At 56.7% G+C, this 24,862-nt stretch carries 20 protein-coding genes; all 20 read left to right on the forward strand.

The annotated features are described in order from the left end of the window. Positions 1 to 121: 121 nt before the first annotated feature. A complete protein-coding gene (locus WD071_RS08975) occupies positions 122 to 811 on the forward strand; it encodes a YdiY family protein (RefSeq protein ID WP_368048023.1) in 690 nt (229 codons plus the stop codon). A 79-nt stretch (positions 812 to 890) separates the two neighbouring features. Then, positions 891 to 1,763, forward strand: a complete 873-nt coding sequence (locus tag WD071_RS08980; protein ID WP_368048024.1) for a xanthine dehydrogenase family protein subunit M — start codon at positions 891 to 893, stop codon at positions 1,761 to 1,763. Continuing rightward, the gene (locus tag WD071_RS08985; RefSeq protein ID WP_368048025.1) at positions 1,760 to 2,251 is read left to right on the forward strand and encodes a (2Fe-2S)-binding protein; all 492 of its coding nucleotides are present in this window, start codon (positions 1,760 to 1,762) and stop codon (positions 2,249 to 2,251) included. Before WD071_RS08980 ends, WD071_RS08985 begins: the two co-directional genes overlap by 4 nt. Next, entirely contained in the window at positions 2,248 to 4,524 is a 2,277-nt protein-coding gene (locus WD071_RS08990) for a xanthine dehydrogenase family protein molybdopterin-binding subunit (RefSeq protein WP_368048026.1), read from the forward strand. Before WD071_RS08985 ends, WD071_RS08990 begins: the two co-directional genes overlap by 4 nt. 70 nt (positions 4,525 to 4,594) lie before the next feature. Further along, positions 4,595 to 5,032: a MarR family winged helix-turn-helix transcriptional regulator gene (locus tag WD071_RS08995; RefSeq protein WP_368048027.1), complete on the forward strand. Its 438-nt coding sequence runs from the start codon at positions 4,595 to 4,597 to the stop codon at positions 5,030 to 5,032. 3 nt (positions 5,033 to 5,035) lie between these two features. Next, complete coding sequence (locus WD071_RS09000; RefSeq protein WP_368048028.1) at positions 5,036 to 6,619, forward strand: NAD(P)H-hydrate dehydratase; 1,584 nt, start codon at positions 5,036 to 5,038, stop codon at positions 6,617 to 6,619. Further along, a complete protein-coding gene (gene tsaE / locus WD071_RS09005) occupies positions 6,603 to 7,121 on the forward strand; it encodes a tRNA (adenosine(37)-N6)-threonylcarbamoyltransferase complex ATPase subunit type 1 TsaE (protein ID WP_368048029.1) in 519 nt (172 codons plus the stop codon). The genes WD071_RS09000 and tsaE overlap by 17 nt, the downstream gene beginning before the upstream one ends. Then, on the forward strand, positions 7,087 to 8,673 hold the full coding sequence (locus tag WD071_RS09010) for an N-acetylmuramoyl-L-alanine amidase (RefSeq protein WP_368048030.1): 1,587 nt from the start codon (positions 7,087 to 7,089) through the stop codon (positions 8,671 to 8,673). The genes tsaE and WD071_RS09010 overlap by 35 nt, the downstream gene beginning before the upstream one ends. 34 nt (positions 8,674 to 8,707) lie before the next feature. Beyond that, entirely contained in the window at positions 8,708 to 10,606 is a 1,899-nt protein-coding gene (mutL, locus tag WD071_RS09015) for a DNA mismatch repair endonuclease MutL (protein WP_368048031.1), read from the forward strand. A gap of 34 nt (positions 10,607 to 10,640) precedes the next feature. Then, a complete protein-coding gene (miaA, locus tag WD071_RS09020; protein ID WP_368048149.1) occupies positions 10,641 to 11,582 on the forward strand; it encodes a tRNA (adenosine(37)-N6)-dimethylallyltransferase MiaA in 942 nt (313 codons plus the stop codon). 100 nt (positions 11,583 to 11,682) lie between these two features. Continuing rightward, on the forward strand, positions 11,683 to 11,958 hold the full coding sequence (gene hfq, locus WD071_RS09025; protein WP_368048032.1) for an RNA chaperone Hfq: 276 nt from the start codon (positions 11,683 to 11,685) through the stop codon (positions 11,956 to 11,958). 13 nt (positions 11,959 to 11,971) lie between these two features. After that, the gene (gene hflX / locus WD071_RS09030; RefSeq protein ID WP_368048033.1) at positions 11,972 to 13,246 is read left to right on the forward strand and encodes a ribosome rescue GTPase HflX; all 1,275 of its coding nucleotides are present in this window, start codon (positions 11,972 to 11,974) and stop codon (positions 13,244 to 13,246) included. 177 nt (positions 13,247 to 13,423) lie between these two features. Then, on the forward strand, positions 13,424 to 14,635 hold the full coding sequence (hflK, locus tag WD071_RS09035; protein WP_368048034.1) for an FtsH protease activity modulator HflK: 1,212 nt from the start codon (positions 13,424 to 13,426) through the stop codon (positions 14,633 to 14,635). Position 14,636: 1 nt separating this feature from the next. After that, positions 14,637 to 15,503: a protease modulator HflC gene (gene hflC / locus WD071_RS09040; protein WP_368048035.1), complete on the forward strand. Its 867-nt coding sequence runs from the start codon at positions 14,637 to 14,639 to the stop codon at positions 15,501 to 15,503. 155 nt (positions 15,504 to 15,658) lie between these two features. Next, positions 15,659 to 16,852: an ATP phosphoribosyltransferase regulatory subunit gene (locus tag WD071_RS09045; RefSeq protein WP_368048036.1), complete on the forward strand. Its 1,194-nt coding sequence runs from the start codon at positions 15,659 to 15,661 to the stop codon at positions 16,850 to 16,852. 71 nt (positions 16,853 to 16,923) lie between these two features. Next, a complete protein-coding gene (locus WD071_RS09050) occupies positions 16,924 to 18,228 on the forward strand; it encodes an adenylosuccinate synthase (RefSeq protein WP_368048037.1) in 1,305 nt (434 codons plus the stop codon). Between the two features lie 52 nt (positions 18,229 to 18,280). After that, complete coding sequence (locus WD071_RS09055) at positions 18,281 to 20,005, forward strand: potassium/proton antiporter (protein WP_368048038.1); 1,725 nt, start codon at positions 18,281 to 18,283, stop codon at positions 20,003 to 20,005. Between the two features lie 55 nt (positions 20,006 to 20,060). Then, positions 20,061 to 21,095 carry an alpha/beta fold hydrolase gene (locus tag WD071_RS09060; RefSeq protein ID WP_368048039.1) on the forward strand — a complete coding sequence of 345 codons (1,035 nt, stop codon included), beginning with the start codon at positions 20,061 to 20,063 and terminating at the stop codon, positions 21,093 to 21,095. A gap of 216 nt (positions 21,096 to 21,311) precedes the next feature. Further along, positions 21,312 to 23,597 carry an NADP-dependent malic enzyme gene (locus WD071_RS09065; RefSeq protein ID WP_368048040.1) on the forward strand — a complete coding sequence of 762 codons (2,286 nt, stop codon included), beginning with the start codon at positions 21,312 to 21,314 and terminating at the stop codon, positions 23,595 to 23,597. Continuing rightward, positions 23,597 to 24,847, forward strand: coding sequence for a hypothetical protein (locus WD071_RS09070; protein ID WP_368048041.1), 1,251 nt, complete (start codon positions 23,597 to 23,599; stop codon positions 24,845 to 24,847). The genes WD071_RS09065 and WD071_RS09070 overlap by 1 nt, the downstream gene beginning before the upstream one ends. The last annotated feature ends 15 nt before the right edge of the window (positions 24,848 to 24,862 follow it).

Genomic DNA, 24,862 nt, shown 5'->3' on the forward strand with positions numbered 1-24,862 from the left:
CTCAGAATTCAATGTTCTGGGGACTACGTCGGAAGCTCTCCGGGAATCACCATTAAAACTCACACACAAGGGGTGTTGAATGTTGTTAACGCTTAAACGACTGCTATGCACGATTACCTTAATGACAGCGGTATCTGCCAGCATGCAGTTATCTGCACAGGATTGGGATCTGGCCACTGAACTGGAGCTGGGTGCAATATTTACCTCCGGCAACACAAATGACGAGAACATTCGCTTTCGAGGCCGCTTTGACGCGATTCGTGATGACTGGTCGTATCGTTTTTCCATGGACGGTTTCCGGTCCTCAACAGATGATGAGCTGGCTGCTCAGCGCCTGTATACGGTAGGCAGTGCGACCTACAATTTTGATCCGGACAATTTTGTCCAGGGTCGGGTGGCGCACGACGATGACCGTTTCAGCGGTTACGACAGCCAGACCGATGCGTCATTGAGTTATGGTCAGGTCATATTGCGTGATATCGATAACATGTCACTCAGCTATACCGTCGGTGCCGGTGTCAGATCAACGCGTAGTTCAGAGATCGGAGCCGATGATTTTGTGGAGGGGATTATCCGTGTGTCGACAGATTACAGCTGGGACATTTCCGACAGCGCGCGATTCATTCAGATCCTGAGTGTGGAAGCAGGTGAAGAATCCAGCATCGGTCGATCAGAGTCAGGGATAGAAACCGATATCATGGAAAACCTGTCAATGAAGTTTACGGTTAACGTCAAGCATCAGACTGAGGTTCCCTTGGGCAGGGAGAAAACGGATACAGAGGCATCCATCACCCTGCTCCTGCGTTTCTAGTCTGCCGGATAGTACCAAATAGTTGATGTGTTCAAGTGCTCCATAAATAATAAACAGGTATTCAATAACGGGATGTAATATGCATTACCATGCACCCACAGAACTCGCTGAAGTAGCGGCCTTGCTGGCGTCAGCTAAGGGGCAGGGCAGGGTGATGGCAGGTGGCACAGACCTGCTCGCGCGTTTTGCATCCGGTATGCCACGCCCTGACATGCTGGTGGATATCAAGCAGGTGACCGAACTCATGGTCATTGAGCAGCATGACAACGGCAGCTTTACTGTCGGTGCTGGCGTGAGTGGCGCCGTTATCGGCGAACATGCTGCATTGTGCCGGGTGTGGCCTGGTGTTACCGAAGCAATGGAGCTGATTGGTTCGGTGCAGATTCAGGGAAGGGCGTCTCTGGGTGGTAATCTTTGTAATGCTTCTCCGGCTGCCGATTCCGTTCCCGCACTGATCACTGCTGGCGCACATTGCCGGATTCTGGGTGGCCAGGGTGAAAGACAGGTCCCGGTAGCGGATGTTATTCAGTCACCGGGTAAAACCTGTCTTGCCAGCGATGAGTTTATTGTCAGTTTTTATCTGCCACCACGTCCCGCGCGCAGCGCGGACGCCTATCTCAGGTTGATTCCGCGCAGCGAGATGGATATAGCTGTCGCGGGCGCGGCGGTTAATGTGACGCTGGATAACGAAGGCGTTGTGGTGGCAGCGTCGGTTGCCCTGGGCGCGGTATCGGCGGTGCCGTTCGCGGTACCCGGGGCTGCGGAGCTCCTCATGGGTTCGCGCATGGAGGACGACCTCATGGCTCAATTCAAAACGGTGGTCTCGTCATCGTGTCGGCCCATCAATGACAAACGCGGCACTATCGATTATCGCAACCATGTTGCCGGGGTGCTCGCTGTGCGCGCCGCCCGGATTGCCGGCGAACGGGCGGCATGGAAGGAGAAAGCATGAAGCAGCACATCTGCACCAGTATCAATGGCGAGATCACTGAGTTTCTATGTGATTCCAGTGCAACACTGCTGCAAGTGCTACGCGACAATCTTCAATTGACCGGCACCAAGGAAGGTTGCGGGTCCGGAGATTGTGGTGCTTGCAGTGTCATGTTTAATGATCGCCTGGTGTGTTCCTGTCTGGTGCTTGCCGTTGAAGCGCAGAACAGTCGCATCGATACCATCGAAGGCATGGCGACAGGTGATAAATTGCATCCGCTGCAACAGTCCTTTCTGGAGCATGCCGCGCTGCAGTGTGGTATCTGCACGCCCGGGTTTCTGGTCGCCGCCAAAGCCTTGCTGGATACCAACCCGTCACCGACAGAAACCGAGGTACGATTCTGGATTGCTGGTAACCTTTGTCGCTGCACCGGCTATGACAGCATCGTTCGGGCCATACTGGATGCGGCAGAAAAAATGCGTCATGCGGAAACTGGGGTGGCGCCATGAGTCACTCTAATGGAAAAGCCCTGCGTTCGGTGGGCACACGCCCGGTGCGACCAGACGGCATTGACAAGGTGACCGGACGCGCTGTGTTCAGCGCTGATTTCAATCTGCCCGATGCACTGTCGGGAGCGGTTTTGCGCAGCCCGTTTGCACATGCCCGCATATTGCGTATGGATACCAGCAAGGCGCTGGCACTGCCGGGTGTGAAGGCGGTGGTGACAGCAGGTGATTTGCCGACGATAAGTGATGAGCAGGCACAGATTAACGATCAGCCGCCAGACTTTCGCGATCTGTCGGCCAATATTCTCGCGCGTGGCAAAGTGTTGTATGAAGGTCACGCTATTGCTGCAGTTGCGGCTGTGGATACAGAGAGCGCACAGCGTGCTTTGCAGCTGATTGATGTTGAGTACGAGGTGCTGCCGCATGTGATTGATGTGCAACAGGCAATGGAGCCTGATGCGCCGGTGCTGCACGAAAACATGATTACCCGCGGTATCACGCCAGCGCCGACGCGGCCTTCAAATATCGCCAGCCGCCATGAGCAAATCCACGGTGATGTTGAACTGGGATTCTCGCAGGCCGACATAACAGTAACTGAAGAGTTTACCACGCAGCCGGTGCATCAGGCTTACATAGAGCCGCATGCCTGTATGGCGCGTGTTGCCAGCGACGGACAGACCGAGATCTGGTGCAGCAGTCAGGGGCAATTCATGGTGCGGGCCTATTGTGCTCGCCTGCTTGCCATGCCGTTGTCGCAAATTCGTGTCATACCGCTGGAAATAGGTGGTGGCTTTGGAGGCAAGACCACGGTTTATCTGGAACCCCTGGCCGTCATGCTGGCGCGAAAAAGCGGGCGCCCGGTAAAAATGGAAATGTCCCGGGCAGATGTGTTCAGGGCTACGGGGCCAGCATCAGGTAGCTATATCAGCATGAAAATTGGTGCGCGCAAGGATGGCACCCTGGTCGCGGCTCAGGGCATACTTTGTTATCAGGCAGGTGCCTTTGCCGGATCCCCGGTGCGGCTGGGATGCATGACGGCGTTTGCGCCCTATGATATTGCCAATGTCAAAATGATTGGTTACGACGTGGTGGTGAATCGTGCCAAAAGTGCGGCGTATCGCGCACCGGGCGCCCCCATGGCTTCCTTCGCTGCCGAAAGCCTGATAGACATGCTGGCGCTCAGGCTGGATATGGATCCAATTGAATTACGCATCAAAAATGCTGCCCGCGAAGGCACACGCACTGCGTATGGCCCGGGTTTCAGGGAAATTGGTTACCTGGAGACGCTGGAGGCAGCCAGGGCTCATCCGCATTATTCGGCACCACTGGGCAAAAATCAGGGTCGGGGTGTGGCGTCAGGGTTCTGGTTCAATATCGGCGGGCAATCGAGCGCCGCAATCACGCTGAACGAAGATGGTACGGTGATGGTTGCTACCGGCAACCCGGATATTGGCGGCTCACGTGCGTCCATGGCACTGATGGCGGCAGAGGTGCTGGAGATTGATGTCAATCTGGTGCGTCCGCAAATAGTCGATACCAGCTCCATTGCCTACTCCGACCTGACCGGTGGCAGCCGCGTAACGTTTGCAGTGGGTATGGCTGTAACGCAGGCCGCTACGCAGTTGGTCGCCGAGCTCAAACAGCGCGCTGCCAAACTGTGGGATGTGCCTGACGGGCAAGTGAGCTGGCGCGATGGCTGCGCAATTGCCATTGTGGATGGCAGCGACGAGTGTTTGTCACTGGCCGCCCTGGCGGCGCAGGCCGGTAAAACCGGCGGACCCGTTGCCGCGCATGTCAGCCTTAATGCGCAGGGCGCCGGCCCGGGTTTTGGCACGCATATCTGTGATGTGGAAGTGGACTCCGATACCGGGCGGGTGACTGTGCTGCGCTACACCGCCGTGCAGGACGTTGGCAGGGCCGTGCACCCTTCATACGTCGAGGGCCAACTGCAGGGTGGTGCTGCGCAGGGCATTGGCTGGGCCCTGAATGAGGCCTATCTTTATGATGACAACGGCGCGTTGCTGAACCCCGGTTTCCTGGATTACCGCATACCTGTTGCCTCGGATCTGCCCATGATCGATACCGTGCTGGTCGAAGTGCCCAATCCCCGGCATCCGTTTGGCGTGCGAGGCGTTGGTGAAGTACCTATTATTCCGCCGTTGGGCGCCGTCGCCAATGCAGTATCCCGTGCCACTGCTGCCCGTCATGTTGACCTGCCGATGTCACCGCCCGCTGTCCTGAAAACGATGCAAAGGGCGGCACGCAGGCGCCGCTGACGGGCAGATTGACAACATGCGGTCAGAGTGACAACATCCTCACATCTTAATTATTGAACGGGTGTCTGTCGTGCATTCTCCAAAACGTAAACTTTTTCTGGATCTGGTGCGCTCCATTTTCCGCGTGAATGGTCTGCTGTTGGCGGACGGGGATCGAATGGCTGAAGGTGTTGGTCTGACCAGTGCGCGCTGGAAAGTGATCGGTGTGGTGGCATTAACCAGCGCCGGCGTGACCGTCCCCGGTATTGCGCGGGCCCTGGGGCAATCACGGCAGGCGGTACAGCGGATCACCGATGTCATGCAGACCGATGGTCTGGTTCGCTATGAAATCAATCCCCGCCATAAACGTTCGTCTCTGGTGCAACTGACGGATCTCGGGCAGCAGGTCTACAATGAGTTGCGTTCGGTACAGGACCCCTGGGCCATCAGTCACACTGAGGAGACCTCAGTCGAAGAGCTGGAGACGGCATTGCGCCTGATGCAGCGGCTCATCAACAAAATGGAGTAAGACGTGAGTTTTCCCCTCTACACAGCCGGACAGGTCCGCGCCATGGATCAGCGTGTGATCGCTTCCGGCATCCCGGGAATCAGGCTCATGCAGCGTGCAGCCGAGGCGGCGCTGACAGTTCTGCGTCAGCGCTGGCGGCAGGCTGCCGCAGTCGTCATCATATGTGGCAAGGGAAACAATGGCGGCGATGGCCATGTTCTGGCTGGCCTGATCCGTCAAACCGGCGGGACCGTGCACCTGTTGCAGATCGGTCATGCGACCGACCTTTCAGGAGACGCCCTGCAGGCGTCGACAAACGCTGAGGCTCTGGGTGTCGAGGCTGCGCCCTACAGTGCACAGTATTTGTCGGATCTGCTGGCACAGTACCGCGACCGGCAACTTGTTATTGTTGACGCCATGCTCGGTACGGGATTTCATGGCGTGTTGCGCGGCGACTTTGCGGATGCCGTAAGACAGGTTAATGCCAGTGGCCAGCCCGTGCTGGCCATGGATATTCCCAGCGGCCTGCACGCTGATACCGGCCATGTCGCCGGCGAGGCAGTCAGGGCTACGACCACGGTGACCTTTATTGCCCGCAAGCGCGGCCTGTATACCGGCAGTGGGCCGGATTGCACGGGCGAAATTGTATTTGATGACTGCGGTGCCGGGTCTGAACACGCAGACCCTGAGAGAGCCACCACGCGAGCGATTGATGTCAGCGTGCTCGGAACCACTCTTCGGCCGCGTGCCCGCAGCGCGCATAAAGGCCATGCCGGTAGCGTGCTCGTGATCGGGGGTGATACTGGTTTTGGCGGTGCTGCCATCATGGCCGCTCAAGCGGCCGCGCGCTGTGGCGCCGGCACGGTCAGCCTGCTTACCCGCCCGGCCCATGTGCCGGCGATGCTGGCGCGGCAGCCCGAAGTCATGGTCTGCGGACTGGATGCGTGGCAGGGCGAGACGGGCCTGCTGGCGCAGCGGTTGGTAGAAAAAGCCTCTGTACTGGTGATTGGTCCCGGTCTTGGTCAGTCCGCGTGGTCGCGACAGCTTTTGCAGCAAAGCGTTATGTGGGCAGTCTCCTTGCAAAAGCCGCTGATACTGGACGCGGATGCGCTCAATCTGGCGGCGCAGGATGACAGGTTCTGGCAAGAATCAGCGCCAGTGTTGCAGCGACGGAACTGGATTATTACCCCGCATCCCGGTGAGGCGGCCAGGTTGCTGGCAACCACTACCGCCGGGGTGCAGGCAGACCGGTTTGCCGCGGTTGCACAGTTGCAGGCCCGGACCGGCGCAGTCTGTTTGCTCAAAGGAGCCGGTTCACTGTTGGCATTTGCCCCGGACACGGATTTTCCAACAGATACCGCGCCGCCCGTTGATGTGTGTACTGAAGGCAACCCCGGGATGGCAACTGGGGGCATGGGTGACATTCTGACCGGTGTTATTGCGGCCCTGGTAGCACAGGGTCTGTCGCCGGCGGATGCTCTGCGTTGTGGCGTCTGTGCCCACGGCGAGGCTGCGGATATTGCCGTCGCTGCCCGCGGTGAGCGCGGTCTGTTGGCAACTGATCTGTTGTCTGAATTGCCCAGGGTGTTGAATGTCAACGAAAAATAGACCAACAACAGTCGCGCTGGCAAGCGATGATGAGACCACCCGGTTTGGTGCCTGTCTGGGGCAGGCGCTGGGCTCGCGGGGTGCCATCATTTACCTCAGCGGCGACCTGGGGGCTGGCAAAACCACGTTGAGCCGTGGTCTGATTCGTGGACTTGGTTATCAGGGGCCGGTCAAAAGTCCGACCTATACCCTGGTGGAACCTTATGAATATTTTGACTTTCCCCTCTATCACTTTGATCTGTATAGACTATCAGATCCAGAGGAGGTAGAATTTCTCGGCGTTGATGAATATTTCGCGCCGCCAGCTGTCTGTCTTATCGAATGGCCCAGCCGGGGGCAGGGATTTCTGCCCGCGCCAGACCTGACTATCAGGCTGCAAATTGACGGTCGCGGACGCCGTCTGGTATGTGAAGCCGGCTCTCTCGCCGGCCATGAAATCGCTGATCGCTTACAGGCTTTGTTGCACGATGCTGGGATACAGGAATTGCCATCACAAGATTGATATAGCGCGCCTGCTGCGGATGATTGGCGCCTGCGTCCTGTTATGCACTGGCCTGCTGTCTCCTGCCACGACATTTGCCGGTGATATTCGCGACCTGCGGGTGTGGCGCTCGCCCGACTACACCCGGGTGGTGATCGATGTCGACAGCCGGGTGGAGTACAGCGTATTTGTGCTGAACAACCCGCACCGGGTGGTCATTGATGTCAGTGAGTCGCGTATGCATGCAGATGTATCGCAGGTGGATCTGGGGGACAGTCCGATCCGGTCGGTACGCAGTGCTGCTCGCAACCAGAACGATACCCGTATCGTGCTCGATGTTGACGGTCCGGTTAACCCTTCCAGCTTCACCTTGCCCCCCAATGATGAATTCGGCAACCGCCTGGTAGTCGATCTGTACGACATCGGCACAGAGTCTCCTGCCCGGGCAGCGGAGACAGCTCCTGCCAGTCCGGCTGAGCAGCAGACGGTGTCATCGACCGGTCAGCGCAATATCGTGATTGCCATCGATGCCGGGCACGGGGGCGATGATCCGGGCGCCATCGGCTATGACGGGCGTATCCGCGAAAAGGATGTGGCACTGGCCATATCGCGTGCCGTTTATGAGCGTCTGCGTGGCATTCCCGGTTACGAACCGGTGATGATCCGGCAGGGTGATTACTATGTTCGTCTGCAGCAAAGACCCCAGCTCGCGCGACAGAACCGGGCAGACATTTTCCTGTCCATTCATGCCGATTCATTCAGCACGTCGCGGGCGGAAGGGGTCACGGTTTATGCCTTGTCACAGACCATTGCCGAAGATGAAAACATCCGCCGCGTGGCCGAGAAAGAAAACTCGGCAGATTTGCTTGGGGGAGTGTCCGGTGATACCAGCCTGAGGAATTTTGAAGATGACCTGGCGTTGACCCTGCTCGACCTGTCCATGGCCTGGAGCATCGAACAAAGCGTGGCGGCCGGGTCCTATATCCTCAACTCGATGGGCAGTGTCGCCAAGCTGCGCCGTGATGTTCCCCAGCAAGGCAATCTTTGGGTATTGCGTTCACCGGATATCCCCTCCCTGCTGATCGAAACCGGCTACCTGTCTAACCCGAGTGAGGCGCGGCGCCTGAACTCCGCCGACTACCAACGACGGCTGGCCGATGCCATCGTTCAGGGGGTGATGAATTATTTTTACGAACGCCCGCCAGAAGGCACGCTGGTTGCCTGGCAGAAAGCCAATAATCAGGGGCCGGATCGACAGTATGTGGTGCAGCGAGGCGACAGTCTGTCGCTGATTGCGCAGCGCCACAATGTGAACATGGCGCAACTGCGCGCAGCCAACAATCTGCGCGGCGATGTCGTCCAGTTGGGCCAGACTCTGACCATTCCCGGCGGCGGACCGTTGCCGGTTGTGTCCGCACCACCGGAGGTGTCAGAGCATACCATCAGCCGTGGCGAGACATTGTCCGGCATCGCGCAACGCTATCGCGTGAGTTTGTCGCGTCTGCGCGAGGCAAATGACCTGCGCAATGATACAATCCGTGTCGGGCAGGTTTTGTTGATCCCTGCCTTCTGACAGGCTCGCATGCCCACACCGAACAGGTCTGCTGATGAATAGAATTGCATTGCTCAGCCAACGGCTGGCGAACCAGATTGCCGCCGGAGAGGTGGTAGAGCGGCCGGCTTCCGTGGTCAAGGAATTGCTGGAGAACAGTGTTGATGCCGGCTCGGCCCGTATTGATGTTGAAGTCGAGCAGGGTGGCAGCAAACTGATCCGGATTCGTGATGACGGCCAGGGCATTAACAAGGACGACCTGGCGCTTGCCTTGAGCCGTCATGCCACCAGCAAGATAACAGACCTTGACGACCTGGAGAATATCGCCAGTCTCGGGTTCCGCGGTGAAGCCCTGGCCAGTATCAGTTCGGTGTCGCGTTTGCTGCTGGCATCACGGTCTGCCGATGCCACCGATACCGGTGGCTGGCAGGTAGAGGCCGCCGGGCAGGAGATGACACCAACATTGGCACCGGCCGCGCATCCTCAGGGCACCACGGTCGAAGTGCGTGATCTGTTTTTTAATACCCCGGCCCGGAAAAAATTCCTGCGTACTGAAAACACTGAATTCAGCCGCATCGACGAAGTCGTCAAGCGCGTTGCGCTCAGTCGTTTTGAGCTGGCGTTTTCACTGCGGCACAATCAGCGCACTGTGCATCAGCTGCATGCCGCCCAAACCATGCAGGAGAAGCAGCGGCGCATCGGTCTGGTGTGTGGTCCGGCTTTTCTGGAACATGCTGTTTATATTGATATTGAGGCGTCCGGCCTGCGACTCTGGGGCTGGGTCTGTCTGCCCACTTTCTCGCGCAGCCAGCCTGATCTGCAATACTTTTACGTGAACGGCCGGGTGATTCGCGACAAACTGGTCTCGCATGCGGTCAAGCAGGCGTACCGGGATGTCCTGTTTCATGGTCGCCATCCGGCGTTTGTGCTCTATCTTGAGTTGCAGCCGGCCCTGGTCGACGTCAATGTGCATCCGACCAAGCACGAAGTCCGCTTCCGCGACCAGCGTCTGGTCCACGATTTTCTGTTCCGCTCACTGCACAAAGCGCTGGCAGATGTCAGGCCCGCTGATCATATGTCGGGCCCCGCTGCCGCCGGGCAGTCCCCGGTCGGGCCGGATTCATCAGGACAGCAGGCTCAGCAGGTGCCCTTGGGTCTGCGTCTTGATGAAAGCACGGGGGAACTTTACTCACCCCCGGATGCGCAGCCGGCATCCTATTCTGGTGCGTTTTCGGGAACATCGTCGGGTATGGGAGGTGCCGGGTCAGCCGGCGGCGATCGTGGTGGAAGCTGGCGCCCAGGCACCGCGCCAACGACCAGCCTGGCTGATCAGTCAGCGCTGTATCAGCGTTTGAGCGAGGATGCTGAAATACCACCGCTGGGATTTGCCCTGGCCCAGTTGCATGGTGTCTATATTCTGGCCCAGAACCAGCAAGGGCTCATTGTTGTTGACATGCACGCCGCACATGAGCGCATTACCTACGAGCATATGAAAGACGCCAGCGACAATCAAAGCATCAAGGCGCAGCCTTTACTGGTGCCGATTTCAATTGCGGTCAGCCAGGCGGAGGCGGAATGTGCCGAGGCCCAGGCTGATGAGTTGGCCGCACTGGGATTTGATATCGCCCGCGTAGCCGAAGAGTCGGTTATTGTGCGGCAGGTGCCCAGTATCCTGGCGCGGGCAGACATTGAGCAACTGGTACGTGATGTGCTGGCAGATGTCAGAGAGCATGGCCGTAGCGAACGCATCAGCGCGTATCGTGATGAATTGTTGTCGACCATGGCCTGTCACGGATCGGTGCGCGCCAACCGGCAGTTAAGTATTGCGGAAATGAATGCGCTGCTGCGTGACATGGAGCGCACCGAACGTAGCGGGCAATGTAACCACGGGCGCCCCACCTGGGTTTACCAGAGCATGTCCGACCTGGACAAACTTTTTCTCCGTGGGCAGTGATGCCGCGTCGGCAGAAGGCGGGCAAAATTTGCTGCTGAGCGCGCACAACTGCCCTGCAATCTGTCTGCTGGGTCCGACCGCATCAGGCAAGACGGCGCTGGCCGTTGAGCTGGTGCAACGCTTGCCATTTACGATCATAAATGTTGATTCGGCCCAGATATACCGCGGCATGGATATTGGCACTGGCAAACCGGATGCGGCCACGCTGCGTCTGGCGCCACATCGCCTGATCGACTTTATGGATCCGGCGCAGAGTTATTCCGCTGCGCGTTTCCGCACAGACGCCATCCGCGAAATGCGCGATATTCGCAGCCAGGGCCGCATCCCTTTGCTGGTCGGCGGCACCATGCTGTACTTCAAGGCGCTGCGCGATGGTCTGGCGGTGCTGCCAGAGGCAGATCCCGATGTCCGCGAGCAGATTAGCAGACTGGCGCAACAGCACGGTTGGCCCGCAGTGCATGCGCGGCTGGCGGCCGTTGACAAGGTCGCAGCTGAGCGGATTCACCCCAATGATCCGCAGCGACTGCAGCGGGCGCTTGAGGTTTATATGGTGACAGGCCGGTCCATGACCGACCTGCAGTCCCGGAACCTTGTGACTGACAGCTTGTCAGAAGAACTGTTGTTTGTGTCGATCCAGCCGACTGAGCGTAGCGTATTACATGCAAAGATCGAGAGCAGATTCCGGCAAATGCTTGATGATGGCCTGGTAGACGAGGTGCAGCGACTGCGCCGGCGCGATGATCTGCACGTTGGTCTGCCGTCGATCAGGAGCGTTGGGTACAGGCAGGTCTGGCAGTATCTGGACGGTGAAATCAGCTTTGATGCCATGGTGGAAAGAGGTATCATTGCCACACGACAGCTGGCTAAACGGCAGGTGACCTGGTTGCGAAGCTGGGACAAATTGCACAATTTCGACAGCGAAAGTCCGGAAACCATGACTAAGGTCTTGAAATTGATCCACTCGGTCTCCATATAAGCGCTATACAGAGAATGACGAGTCCTTGAATTAACGAATTGCCGGACGGATCCATACTGCTTTTTAACGTTTTTTAGCTGAATTTTTAAGGAGAATATCAATGTCAAAAGGGCACTCCCTACAAGACCCTTTCCTGAATGTGCTGCGGAAAGAGCGCATTCCGGTTTCCATCTACCTGATCAGCGGTATCAAGCTGCAGGGACAGATCGAGTCTTTCGACCAGTTTGTCATTCTGTTGAAGAACGCAGTTAACCAGATGGTATACAAGCACGCAATTTCCACTGTTGTTCCGGCGCGCACGGTGAAAATACCGGCCACCAACGGCGGTGAATTCACCCATGAAGACGATGAGTCTGCACCAGGTAATATGGCCTGAATCGAGGGCATGATTGTTTTTTGAGCGTCCCGAGGGTGGAGAATCCTCAATTCTTGTTCACATTGATCTCGATTCTGAGCGTGAACAGGAAGATCCCGTAGAATTTGAAGAGTTGGTGCGCTCATCCGGCGCTGATCCGGTCGCCTTTATCAAGGGCAGCCGCAAATCGCCGGATGCACGTGTATTCGTGGGTTCAGGCAAGCTGGCGGAAATTGCCGCTGCCGTTGAAGAGCACGAAGCCGCACTGGTGCTTTTTAACCATTCCCTGTCCCCCAGCCAGGAACGAAACCTCGAACAGGAGCTTAAGTGTCGGGTACTGGACCGTACCGGCCTGATCCTGGATATTTTTGCGCAGCGCGCCCGCACCCATGAAGGTAAGCTTCAGGTTGAGCTGGCCATGCTGCAGCACACGGCGACCCGTCTGAAGCGCGGCTGGACCCACCTGGACCGACAAAAAGGTGGGGTCAATCTGCGGGGTGCTGGTGAGACCCAGCTCGAGATGGACCAGCGCATGATTCGTCAGCGCATCAAGAACATCAACAAGAGCCTGGCAAAGGTGCGCGCCCAGCGCGAACAAGGCCGTCGCTCCCGCAAGCGTGCGGAAACCCCGGTGGTGTCCCTGGTCGGGTACACCAATGCCGGCAAGTCTTCCGTTTTTAATGCGATTACCGATGCCGGCATCTACGCGGCCGATCAATTATTTGCCACCCTGGATGCAACCATGCGTCGTATCCAGCTGCCGTCGTTCGGGGAAGCCGTGCTCGTCGATACTGTCGGGTTTATCAGCCACTTGCCGCACAAGCTGGTGCAGGCATTCCGGGCAACACTTGAGGAAACCGTGCAGGCGGACCTGTTGCTGCATGTGGTCGATGTTGCCAATGATGCGCACGACTACTACATTGAGCAGGTCAATGAAGTGCTGACAGAAATTGGCGCAGACGATATTCCCTGTATTCAGGTGCTCAATAAAATTGATCTGGCTCAGGGGTTTCAGCCCCGGGTGGATCGGGGTGAAGATGGAAAACCAACCCGGGTCTGGGTGTCCGCGAAGACGGGCGCCGGCATGGATCTGTTGCTGGCAGCCGTCAGCGAGATGCTGGGCGAGGACGTGGTCGAGCAGGCGCTGACCATCAGTTCGGACGAGGGTCGGCTGCGTGCACGACTTTACGCCAGGGGCGCGGTTACCACCGAGGCCACTGATGACAAAGGACAGGTTGTCCTGCAGGTCAAATTGCCGAGGCTGGATTTTGAGCGCCTGCTGCAGGAAGAGCGCCTGTCGCAGGAATAACGCCTGTCGCAGGAATATCGCCCGCTGCACGATTCATGACTATATGACCGGCTTCCGGTAAGTCGTACAATGTGAGCCCGGTCTGCGGGCCAAACGTTGCATGCTTGTGTGAAAAGCTGGGTTAATGCGTAATAATTCGTTAAAATCATCCGGCATTCGCTGGGTACGGAGTAAACGATGGCTTGGAATGAACCTGGAAACAACGGTAAAGACAAAGACCCCTGGGGCAGTGGCGGCGGGGGCGGCCGACGTGGTGATGACCAGGGTCCACCCGACATTGATGAACTGATCAAGAATCTGAGCAAAAAGTTCAATGGTCTGTTTGGCGGCAAGGGGGGCAGCGGCTCCTCTGGTGGCAGCGGCGGCAGCGCTGGTGCGTCGGCAGGCCTGCTGGGCGGACTGGTTGTCCTTGCCGCAGTGGTCTGGGCAGCCATGGGTTTTTACACCATCGACGAAGCCGAGCGGGGCGTGGTTTTGCGCTTCGGCGAGTTGCGCGATGAGGTGGTCATGCCAGGTCTGCGCTGGAACCCGCCGTTGGTAGACGACGTTCAGAAAGTGAACATTTCCCGCGTCAACACACGCTCCTACTCCAATGACATGCTGACTACGGACGAGAATATTGTCACCGTGTCGCTGTCGGTGCAGTACATTGTGACCGATCCCATAGAGTATGTGGTTCAGGTGCGAGACCCGCAGAGCGGCCTGGATCAGGCTGTTGAGTCGGCAATTCGCCATGTAGTTGGCGGCACCACGATGGATCGCGTGCTGACGCAGGGGCGCGCCGATGTTGCCGCCGAAGTGCGTGAACGTGCCCAGTCGTATATGGAAAATTACCAGACCGGCATCCTGGTGACTCAGGTCAACGTTGAGAACGCTCAGCCACCAGTGGCTGTGCAAGGCGCTTTTGACGATGTCATCCGTGCCCGTGAGGACGAGCAGCGCGTGCAGAACCAGGCACTGGCTTACGCCAACCGGGTGATCCCTGAAGCGCGTGGTGAAGCTCAGCGTATCATCGAGCAGGCCAACGCCTATCGTGACGAAGTGGTGGCCAGGGCGGAAGGTGAAGCCTATCGTTTCGAGCAACTGCTGACCGAGTATCAAATCTCTCCCGAGGTGACCCGGGAGCGTATCTATATTGATTCCATTCAGGAAGTGCTGCGCAACTCCAGCAAAGTGCTGATTGATGTTGAAGGTGGCAACAACATGATGTTTCTGCCGCTGGATCGCATGATGCAACAGGCGGGTACGGGCACCGTGGGTGGTGTGACCAGTCTTCAGCTGAACAGTCAGCAGCTTCGTGAGCTCGCCGATCAGGTCAGCCGCGAAATCTCATCCCAGTCAACGGCAGACCGGTCTCGCACGCAGATGCCGGCCAGGGGGCCTCGTTAATATGAAAAATTTTGTTGCAGGTGCAGTTTTATTTCTGATTGTTGTTATTGGGGCCAACTCGGTTTTTGTGGTCAAGGAAACCGAGCGGGCCGTGATGCTGCAATTTGGTAACATTGTTCGCACGGATATTGCTCCGGGTTTGCATTTCAAGATTCCCTATGTGAACTCAATACGCAAATTCGATGCCCGTATCCTGACCGTGGATGCCACGCCGCAGCGCTACCTGACGCTTGAACAGAAAGCCTTGCTGGTTGATTCCTACGCCATGTGGCGAATCATTGATGTCGAGCGTTTTTATACCGCCACATCCGGTGATGAGACACGGGCCAATGCTCTGCTGGCACAACGCGTCAACGACGGCTTGCGTAACAAGTTTGGTGAACGTGATCTGCAGGAAGTGGTGTCCGGCCAGCGTGACGCCCTGATGAACGAATTGACGACCGAACTCAATACTTACGTAGCTGATGAATACGGCATTGAAGTCATTGATGTTCGTGTCAAGCGTATTGACCTGCCAGACGATGTGCGGTCATCGGTCTATGAGCGGATGACGTCTGAGCGTCAGCGCGAAGCCCAGCAGTTGCGCTCGCGTGGTAACGAGCTCGCTATCGGTATCGAAGCCGACGCCGATCGTCAGGAAGCGGTGTTGCTGGTAGAGGCATACCGTGACTCCGAACGTATCCGTGGTGAAGGCGACGCTGAAGCCGCCGCCATCTATTCTGCGGCCTATACGCAGGATCCTGAGTTCTACTCGTTTACCCGCAGTCTTAATTCGTATCGCGATACCTTTGCTTCCAAGAGCGACGTCATGCTGCTGGACCCGGAGAGTGACTACTTCAAATATCTGCGCAGCGACGAGATGCGTTGATCAACACAATGCCGGCTAAATGCCGGCTTTGTTTGACGGCGCCGGGACCGTGGCAGCGCTCGGTTTGACGGTAGTGATTTGTGGACTCATGTCCTGTCCACAGTTTCATCACACAAAAACAGTTTCAGCACAAAAAGACTAGCAGGAAGGGATACATGACACGCGCTGACCGCTGGCTGCTGCCGGAAGGGGTTGAGGAGGTTTTGCCTCCGCAGGCCCACAGACTGGAAACTCTGCGCCGCGAGATACTCGATTTGTATCGGGGCTGGGGCTACCAACTGGTGATCACGCCCATGATCGAGTATATCGATTCATTGTTGGTCGGATCGTCGCACGATCTTGATTTGCAAACCTTCAAGATTACCGATCAGCTCAGCGGCCGGATGATGGGTGTGCGTGCAGACATTACGCCCCAGGTTGCCCGTATTGATGCCCGCAACCTGCATCGCGAAGGCCCGGCGCGCCTGTGTTACGCAGACAGCGTCTTGCACACGCGCCCACAAGGGCTGCTGAACTCCAGGGTTCCCATTAAAATCGGCGCGGAATTATTCGGCCATGCCGGCGTTGCCTGTGACATCGAACTGATATTGCTGATGGCGGATACCTTGAGATTGGCAGGTATTCGGCCAGTCCACCTGGTATTGGGTCATGTCGGCATTTTCCGTGAACTGGTCGCCGCGGCAGGTCTCAATACGGATGCTGAAACCGAGCTGTTTGATCTGATGCAGCGAAAAGCGCACGCAGAAACCGATGCCTGGCTGGATATTAATGTTCAGGACCCGAGCATCTGTCAGATGCTGCGTGGCCTGTCGCAGCTCAGCGGTGGCGCTGATGTGATGGACGCTGCGGAAAAATTATTGCTGCAAGCGCCGGACTCCGTGCGTAATGCCCTTGATGAGCTGCGCCAGATCAGCGCCGCGGTTTGTCAGCGCAGCAGTGATATAAGCCTGGGTTTTGATTTGTCCGAATTGCGCGGTTATCAGTACCATACCGGGACAGTGTTCGCCGCCTACACGCCGACGCATGGCCGGGCGGTGGCCAAAGGTGGTCGTTACGACGAGATAGGCAAGGTATTTGGTCGCGCACGCCCGGCGTCCGGTTTTGATGCCGACCTGAAAATTCTGGCTCAATTGAGCGAGCGTGATTATCCGTCATCTCGGGTCGTGCTGGCGCCGGATCTATCTGATAAAGCGTTACAGGCATTGATCGCGCAACTACGCAGTGGTGGCGACATTGTGATTCAGCATCTGGGGGCCGACGAGCCTGATGAGAGCCTGATGCGAGAATTGCAATGCGGAGCGCGCATCGTCGCCGATGACAAACACAACTGGCGTGTTGTCGAGCGTTAGGGCGTGTTTGGCTACCGGTCATATTTAATTGAATTTTAAGAACATTTACTTCAGCACAGAGTACGGGGAACATGGGTAAGAGCGTTGTTGTTTTAGGCACCCAGTGGGGTGACGAGGGGAAGGGTAAAATTGTAGATCTGCTGACGGAGCAGGCCGCTGTTGTTACCCGATTTCAGGGCGGCCACAATGCCGGTCACACGCTGGTCATCGGCGGCAAAAAGACAGTATTGCACCTTATCCCTTCCGGTATTCTGCGCGAAGGCGTTACCTGTGTGATTGGCAATGGCGTTGTTGTCAGCCTGCCAGCGCTGATGAAAGAAATCGGCGAACTGGAGGCGCAGGGAATTCCTGTTCGTGAACGCCTGAAAATCAGCGGTGCCAGTCCGATTATCCTGCCGTCGCACGTGGCGCTGGATCAGGCACGGGAAATCCGGCTGGGTGATGGTAAGAAGATCGGCACCACGGGGCGTGGTATCGGCCCTGCATACGAAGACAAGGTGGCGCGCCGCGGCATCCGCATGGGTGAATTATTCAACCCCGCGCACCTGGCAGTGCGTTTGCAGGAAGTGATGGAATACCACAACTTCATGTTGACCAACTATTACAAGGTCGCCGCTGTTGATTTTGAGCAGACCCTGGCTGAATGCCTGGCCTATGCCGAGCAGGTGCGTCCAATGCTGGCCGATACGGTTGAGCTGGTGCACACACATCGCAAAGCTGGTGACAACCTGATGTTTGAAGGCGCTCAGGGCTCGTTGCTGGACATCGATCATGGTACCTACCCCTTTGTAACCTCCTCCAATACCACGGCCGGCGGCACAGCCACAGGCAGTGGTTATGGGCCGCTGTATCTGGACTATGTGCTGGGTATCACCAAGGCCTACACGACCCGCGTGGGATCAGGCCCCTTCCCCACAGAGCTGTTCGACGAAGTGGGCGCACACCTGGCCAATGTTGGCATGGAAAAAGGCGCAACAACCGGCCGTGCGCGGCGTTGTGGCTGGTTTGATGCTGCAGCCGTGCGCCTGGCGATTCGTATCAACAGCGTGTCGGGAATCTGCCTGACCAAGCTGGATGTACTGGACGGCCTGGAAACCATCAAGGTCTGCACAGGGTATGAGAGTCTCGCTGATGACAGCAATGCGGTATCGGCCTGCATGACCGTAGACCGCTATGAGAAGCTCAAACCTGTGTATGTTGAACTGCCGGGCTGGAGCGAATCGACGGTCGGGGTGCGCTCGCTGAATGAATTGCCGGAGAACGCCAGGGCCTATATTCGTTATATTGAAAAAATCATCGAAGCGCCGGTTGATATTATTTCGACCGGTCCGGATCGCGACGAAACCATTATTCTGCGGCATCCGTTCGGCAGTTAAACCTGGTTATGCCTGGAATCTGTGATTTTGCATAATCAGTCTGGGACATAACATGGATTTATTGGCCATCAACAGTTTTTTTCTGGTCGGTGCCTTGCTGGTGGGGTTCAGCGTGCTGTTCAGCGCTGTCTCCTCCCGGCTTGGGGTACCGATCCTGTTGATTTTCCTTGGGGTCGGTATCCTGGCCGGTGAAGAGGGTATCGGCGGCATACTCTTCAACGACTATTCTCTCGCTTTTTTTGCCAGCAACCTGGCGTTGGCCATCATTCTGTTTGACGGCGGCATGCGCACACGCGTGGCCAGTTTCAAGGTGGCGCTGTGGCCGGCGTTGTCGCTGGCAACCTTTGGTGTGGTTATTACCGCTGGTCTGACCGGTGTTGTCGCCGCCTGGCTGTTTGACCTGGACCTGCTGCAAGGGCTGCTGATTGGCGCCATCGTTGGCTCCACGGACGCCGCTGCGGTATTTTCCCTGTTGGGCGGTCGCCATATCAACGAACGTGTGCGCGCGACGCTGGAGATTGAGTCGGGCAGCAACGATCCGATGGCGATATTTCTGACGGTCACCCTCATTGATATGCTGGCCACAGCGCAGGACGGCAATACAACGTCGGCGCTCGGTTTCATCATCAGCCTTGTGCAGCAGTTTGGTCTGGGCGTGCTGCTTGGCGGTGCCGGTGGCTGGCTGCTGTGGCAACTGATCAATCGCAGTACGCTGGCCAATGGTCTGTATCCACTGCTTGCGGTCAGCGGGGGACTGTTCCTGTTTGCCCTGACCGCAGTGGCCGGAGGCAGTGGTTTCCTGGCCATTTATTTGTGTGGCGTTTTTCTGGGCAACAAACCCTTGCGCAGCCGTACCTCCATTCTCAGTGTACTGGACGGACTGGCCTGGTTGAGCCAGATCGGTATGTTTCTGGTGCTCGGTTTGCTGCTGACGCCCAGTCAGTTGTTACCGATTGCAGTGCCGGGGTTGTTGCTGGCACTGTGGATGATCCTGTTTGCCCGTCCTCTGGCCGTTTTTCTCAGCCTGGCGCCGTTCAGTCGTTTCAAGATGCGGGAGCGCTGGTATCTGTCATGGCTGGGCTTGCGCGGAGCGGTGCCGATCATTCTGGCAGTGTTCCCGGTGATGGCGGGTTTGCCGGATTCAGAGCTGTATTTTAATCTGGCATTTTTTGTGGTGCTGGTGTCCTTGCTGGTGCAGGGTACATCAATTCCCTTTGTTACACGCCTGGCCAAAGTACAGGTACCGTCACAACCGATGCCGATTTCGCGGGCTGGTCTGGAGATTCATCACACCAGCGAGTGGGAACTGTTTGTTTATCGCCTGGGCGCTGAGAAATGGTGTATCGGGCGTGAGCTGAGACGACTGAAAATGCCCGATGGCACACGCATTGCGGCTCTGTTTCGGGGCCGGGAACTGCTGCATCCGACCGGCAGCACACGCCTGCTGGCGGATGATATTCTGTGCATCATCGCGCACGAGCACGACCTGTCGGCGCTGGGCAAGCTGTTCAGTGTGGCGCCGTCCAGCGGCATGGATGACTGGTTTTTTGGCGACTTCATCCTTGATGCGTCGGCCAGCATCGCTGATCTGGCGCCGGTCTATGGCTTGCACCCCGATCCGTCAGTGATCGGTTTGAGCATCGGAGATTTCCTCAACGAGCGCATGGGAGGTAAACCCGTTTTGGGTGACCAATTGGAATGGCAGGGGTTTATCTGGACCATCGCGGCCATGGAAGAGGGCAAGGTCAAGCGTATAGGTATGAAACTGGCGCAATAACACGCCGGTCGCTTTCGTGTAGACTGGTCTTAATTAATAACAACAGGAGAAAACAATGCCGATATCAATATCACATCACAGCTTCCGATGGTTGGCGCTGGCTGGAGCGCTGCTTGGGAGCGCCAGTATGGCACTGGCTCAGGGAGAACCACCGAGTGAGCCACCGGCGGACTGGGGTCCTGTCTCCGCATCCATGGCAGAAATTCCCTACCCGCATCCGGTAGATTACATGCAGGTAACCCATTTCGGTCAGGATGGCCTGAAGGCGTATATGGATGTCGCACCCACGGGCGAGGCCAATGGCCAGACGGTGATGCTGTTTCATGGCATGAACTTCGCGGGCATCGGGTTTGCACCCACAATCGAAGCTCTGACGCAGGCCGGTTTCCGTGTCGTGGTGCCTGACCGTATTGGCTACGGTCGTTCATCCAAAATGGATATCCCCTATAACCTGCATATCTTTGCCTCGGATTCCAAAAAACTGCTCGATCACCTGGGCATAGAGAAAACCGCGATTGTTGGTCACTCCATGGGGGGCATGCTGGCGGCCCGTTTTGCCATGACCTATCCGGACACCACAACGCATGTGGTCTTCGTGAACCAGATTGGCATGACTGACCAGCGTCCGTATCGCCCCTGGCGTGATGTTGAGGAAGCGGCACAGTCCGTGCGTGAAAACACCAGTTATCAATCGATTCTGGCCAACCACATGCGTTACTACAATACTGAAATCAAACCAGAGTACCTGGAGTTTGTGCGTTATCAGTACGGTCAGACTCTGACTGCGGACTGGCCATTGCTGGCGCGTATCCGCGCCTGGCAACAGGCCATTCTGTATTTCGATCCGGTGGTTTACGATTGGCAGCATATTGATACCAAGGCCCTGGTACTTGGCGGTGCCGATGACAGGCTGACCAATGATTTTGCCGGGCAGGCACGCAATCTGGCGGAAAGTCTGCAGAACGCTGAGCTGAACCTGTACCCGGGCATAGGGCATAATCCGCACTTTGAAAACCCGGAACAGTACCATGCCGATCTGGTTGAATTCCTGCGTTCGGATCCGGATGCGCCAGCCAGCAAGGACTGGTAAAAATCGGGCGAAGGCCTGATCAGTGGGTGATCTTATGAGATCACTGATGCTGACATGTTGCGCATATGCCATGTCTGGTTTATGAATTGGCATTCCGGTGGGCATCAGGGCTAAAATATGGAGATCGGCCCGTCGGTCATGCTATCGCCCTTTCGAGGGCGATAGCTTTTTTGGCTGCGACCATGCCTGCCATGCTCAGAAAAAGGAATGACCTAAATGTCAGACGATTCATTCAAGGACAGTGCCCTCCGTTATCACTCCGAACCTACGCCCGGCAAACTGGCTATCCGGCCTACCAAACCGCTGGCAAACAATCGGGATTTGTCCCGCGCTTACTCACCGGGCGTAGCATTTGCCTGCGAGGCGATCGCGGACGATCCGAAGGAAGCGGCCAATCTGACCGCCCGGGGCAATCTGGTTGCCGTCATCACCAATGGCACCGCGGTGCTGGGTCTGGGTAACATCGGGCCGCTGGCAGCCAAGCCGGTGATGGAAGGCAAGGCCGTGTTGTTCAAGAAGTTCGCTGACATTGATGTGTTCGACATTGAAATCAACGAAACCGATGTCGACAAGCTGGTAGACATCATTGCATCGCTGGAGCCGACGTTCGGGGGCATTAATCTGGAAGACATCAAGGCCCCCGAGTGCTTCCTGGTTGAGCGGCGTCTGCGTGACATCATGAAGATACCGGTATTTCACGATGATCAGCACGGCACCGCTATTGTGGCTGCCGCTGCAGTCTACAATGGTCTGCGCATCGTCAATAAAAAGTTCGAAGACATCAAACTGGTAGCCTCGGGCGCCGGTGCTGCGAGTATCGCGTGTGTCGAGCTGCTGATCAGCATGGGCGTGAAAAAAGAAAACGTGCGCATGCTGGACAGGAACGGCGTCATCTATCAGGGCCGCACTCAGGGCATGAATCCCTGGAAAGAACAATTTGCAGTAGACACACCTGATCGCACCATTGAGGACGCAATCGTTGATGCCGATCTTTTTCTCGGATTGTCCGGTCCTGGTGTACTGAATGGTGCCATGGTCAAAACCATGGCCAGGGATCCCCTGATCCTGGCAATGTCCAACCCGATTCCGGAGATCATGCCGGAAGAGGCACGGGCCGCCAGACCGGATGCCATTCTGGCGACCGGTCGTTCCGATTATCCCAATCAGGTCAACAATGTGCTTTGCTTCCCGTTTATCTTTCGGGGCGCGCTGGATTGTGGTGCGACGCATATCAATGATGAGATGAAGCGTGCCTGTGTGCGCGCCATCGCTGATCTGGCCACACGCGAAATCTCTGAGACAGTGGCCAAAGCCTACATCGGTGAAGAGTTGAAATTCGGACGTGAGTATCTTATTCCGAAGCCATTTGATCCGCGGCTGATTGAAGAAGTGCCATTGGCGGTGGTAAAGGCAGCCATGGCCAGTGGCGCGGCAACACGTCAGATTGAAGATCTGGATGCCTACCGTAACAAGCTTAGCGCTTATGTAAACAGCAGTCGTCTGTTCATGCAGCCGTCAATTGATCTGGCCAGTAAACACCCGGCGCGCATTGTGTATGCCGAGGGTGAAAACGAGGATGTACTGCTGGCCATGCAGGCTGTTGTTGACGAAGGTGTTGCCAAACCCATTCTGATTGGTCGCCCGCAGATCATCGATGCAAAAATCGAAAAAATGGGTCTGCGCCTGGTCCCGGGTACTCACTTCGAGGTTTTTAACTCGGAAGAGGCGGATGTTCACAAGAAGTACTGGCAGTTCTACCATCATCATGTCGGACGGTCAGGGGTATCAGTAGACGCTGCCAAAACCGCCGTGCACAGCAATACCACGGTGCTGGCAGCGCTGATGGTGGCCATGGGTGAAGCTGATGGCATGGTTTGCGGCAAGGTCGGACGCTTTGATGCGCATCTGAAAGACATCCGTCCCATCATTCGTTCCACCAAAGCAGGCGGACGGCTGTCCTCGGTCTGTGTGTTATTGATGGACGATGGCCCGCTGTTTTTGACCGATCCCTTTGTTAACGTAAATCCGAATGAAGATGAAATTGTCGATATCGCCAAAGATGCGATTCATTTTGTCCAGCAGTCCTTTGATATTGAGCCGGTGGTGGCGTTTCTGTCACATTCCAATTTTGGCACGTATGAGGATGAGTCGGCGCTGAAAATGAAAAGTGCAGCGCACCGTTTGCGTATCGAAATGCCGGATGTCCAGATTGATGGGGAAATGCATGCGCTGACCGCGCTGAACCCGGATTTGCGCGCGACGGTGTTTGAAGGGTCAACCATCAAGGGCCGGGCCAATGTGCTGGTCATGCCGAATATGGATACCGCCAGCATCGCACTGGGTCTGCTGCGCTCCTTTACCAACGGGCGATTGATCGGGCCTTTCCTGTGCGGACTGGAGAAACCGGCCCATATCCTGATTCCATCGGTGTCGGGCCGGGGCATTCTGAACCTGACTGCGCTTGCATCAGCCGATATTTATCAACACAAACAAAACCTTTGATGCCTGGCCGATCATTCAGTTCCCGCTGCCGTCAGATCGTCAGCATCATGGCGGCCTCGTTGTTGTTGCCGTCAGCTGTCCAGGCCGAGAGTCCCTGGCGGGATCCGCACCCCCAGCGACTCGACGGCTTTGTAGAGGGGCGGGAGTTCCTTTATAACAGTTCCAGTTTCATTAACCGTTTCAGTTACCGGCAACTATCGGACTCGCCGCCCCCTGGCGAAGATGGTCTTTCCGGCACCGGTGGCAGCGTTACCGGCGATGAACTCTATCTGGAAACCAATCTGCAAAAAACGCTCTATTTTGACGGTGATCGTTATGGAATCATCGCTCGCATGCAGCGCCGCGAAGATTTTGATGGCCGCTTCGACCGTCAACTGATCGGTATCGTACGGCGTTTAGGGGACGACTGGCGCGCGGCACTGGTAGCTGATGTTGCCGGGGATAAAGGCGAGGTAGACTTCCAGTATGAGGCGACCTGGCAGCCGGATGAATCGCAAAAACTGCGCCTGGCGCTGATTCAGGTTGATCGTCTGTATAACAACAAGAGCAACAGCAACAATAGATATGAACGCACGCCTGTCACTCTGTTTGCCCACTATCACCGGCAGCTGGGTTCGCAACTCAGCGCTGATCTTGCCGTCAATTACTCGCCGCATGCGCAGTATGAAGATCGCAATCACGGCTTGTACATTCGCGGTGATCAACTGCGTATAGCCGGCTCGGTGACGTTTCCGTTGACGCGCCAATGGCGCTCTGAATTGTCATTCAAGTATGAAGACACGGATCGTGAATACCGCGGACTGGGCACGGAAATCAGTGTCGGACAGGACGGTTTCAGTCGTCGCATGCGCAGCGCCACCTGGCAAATGACATCTGAGTCCGATGCCCGCTACCAGGGTGGTCTGCACTATTTCACGCTGGACGAAGAGGGCTGGTTTGGCCAGAATCTGGCAAGTTCCGGGTTTCACCGGCGTGATGAGATCCTCTTGTTTGCGGGCATGACACTGGGGCGTCGAGCGTCAAGCTGGTGGCAACCAACATTGTCAATCGGCAGCATTGATGTGGACAGAGTCATGCTGCAAAGGCCGCAGGATAATCGGCAGGACGACGAATGGCAGGCGCGACTGACTCTGCCATGGCGTTACGTGGTGCACCAGCAAAGTGGAGCTGTGCTCACGCTTAATCCGACCCTGAACCTTGATTCGCTGAAATTCGGCGGCGGCAATATCCAGCTGCACTGGCCATTCTGAGACGCCCTGTTGTCA

This window comes from Pseudohongiella sp. (assembly GCF_040877505.1).
GTDB lineage: Bacteria > Pseudomonadota > Gammaproteobacteria > Pseudomonadales > Pseudohongiellaceae > Pseudohongiella.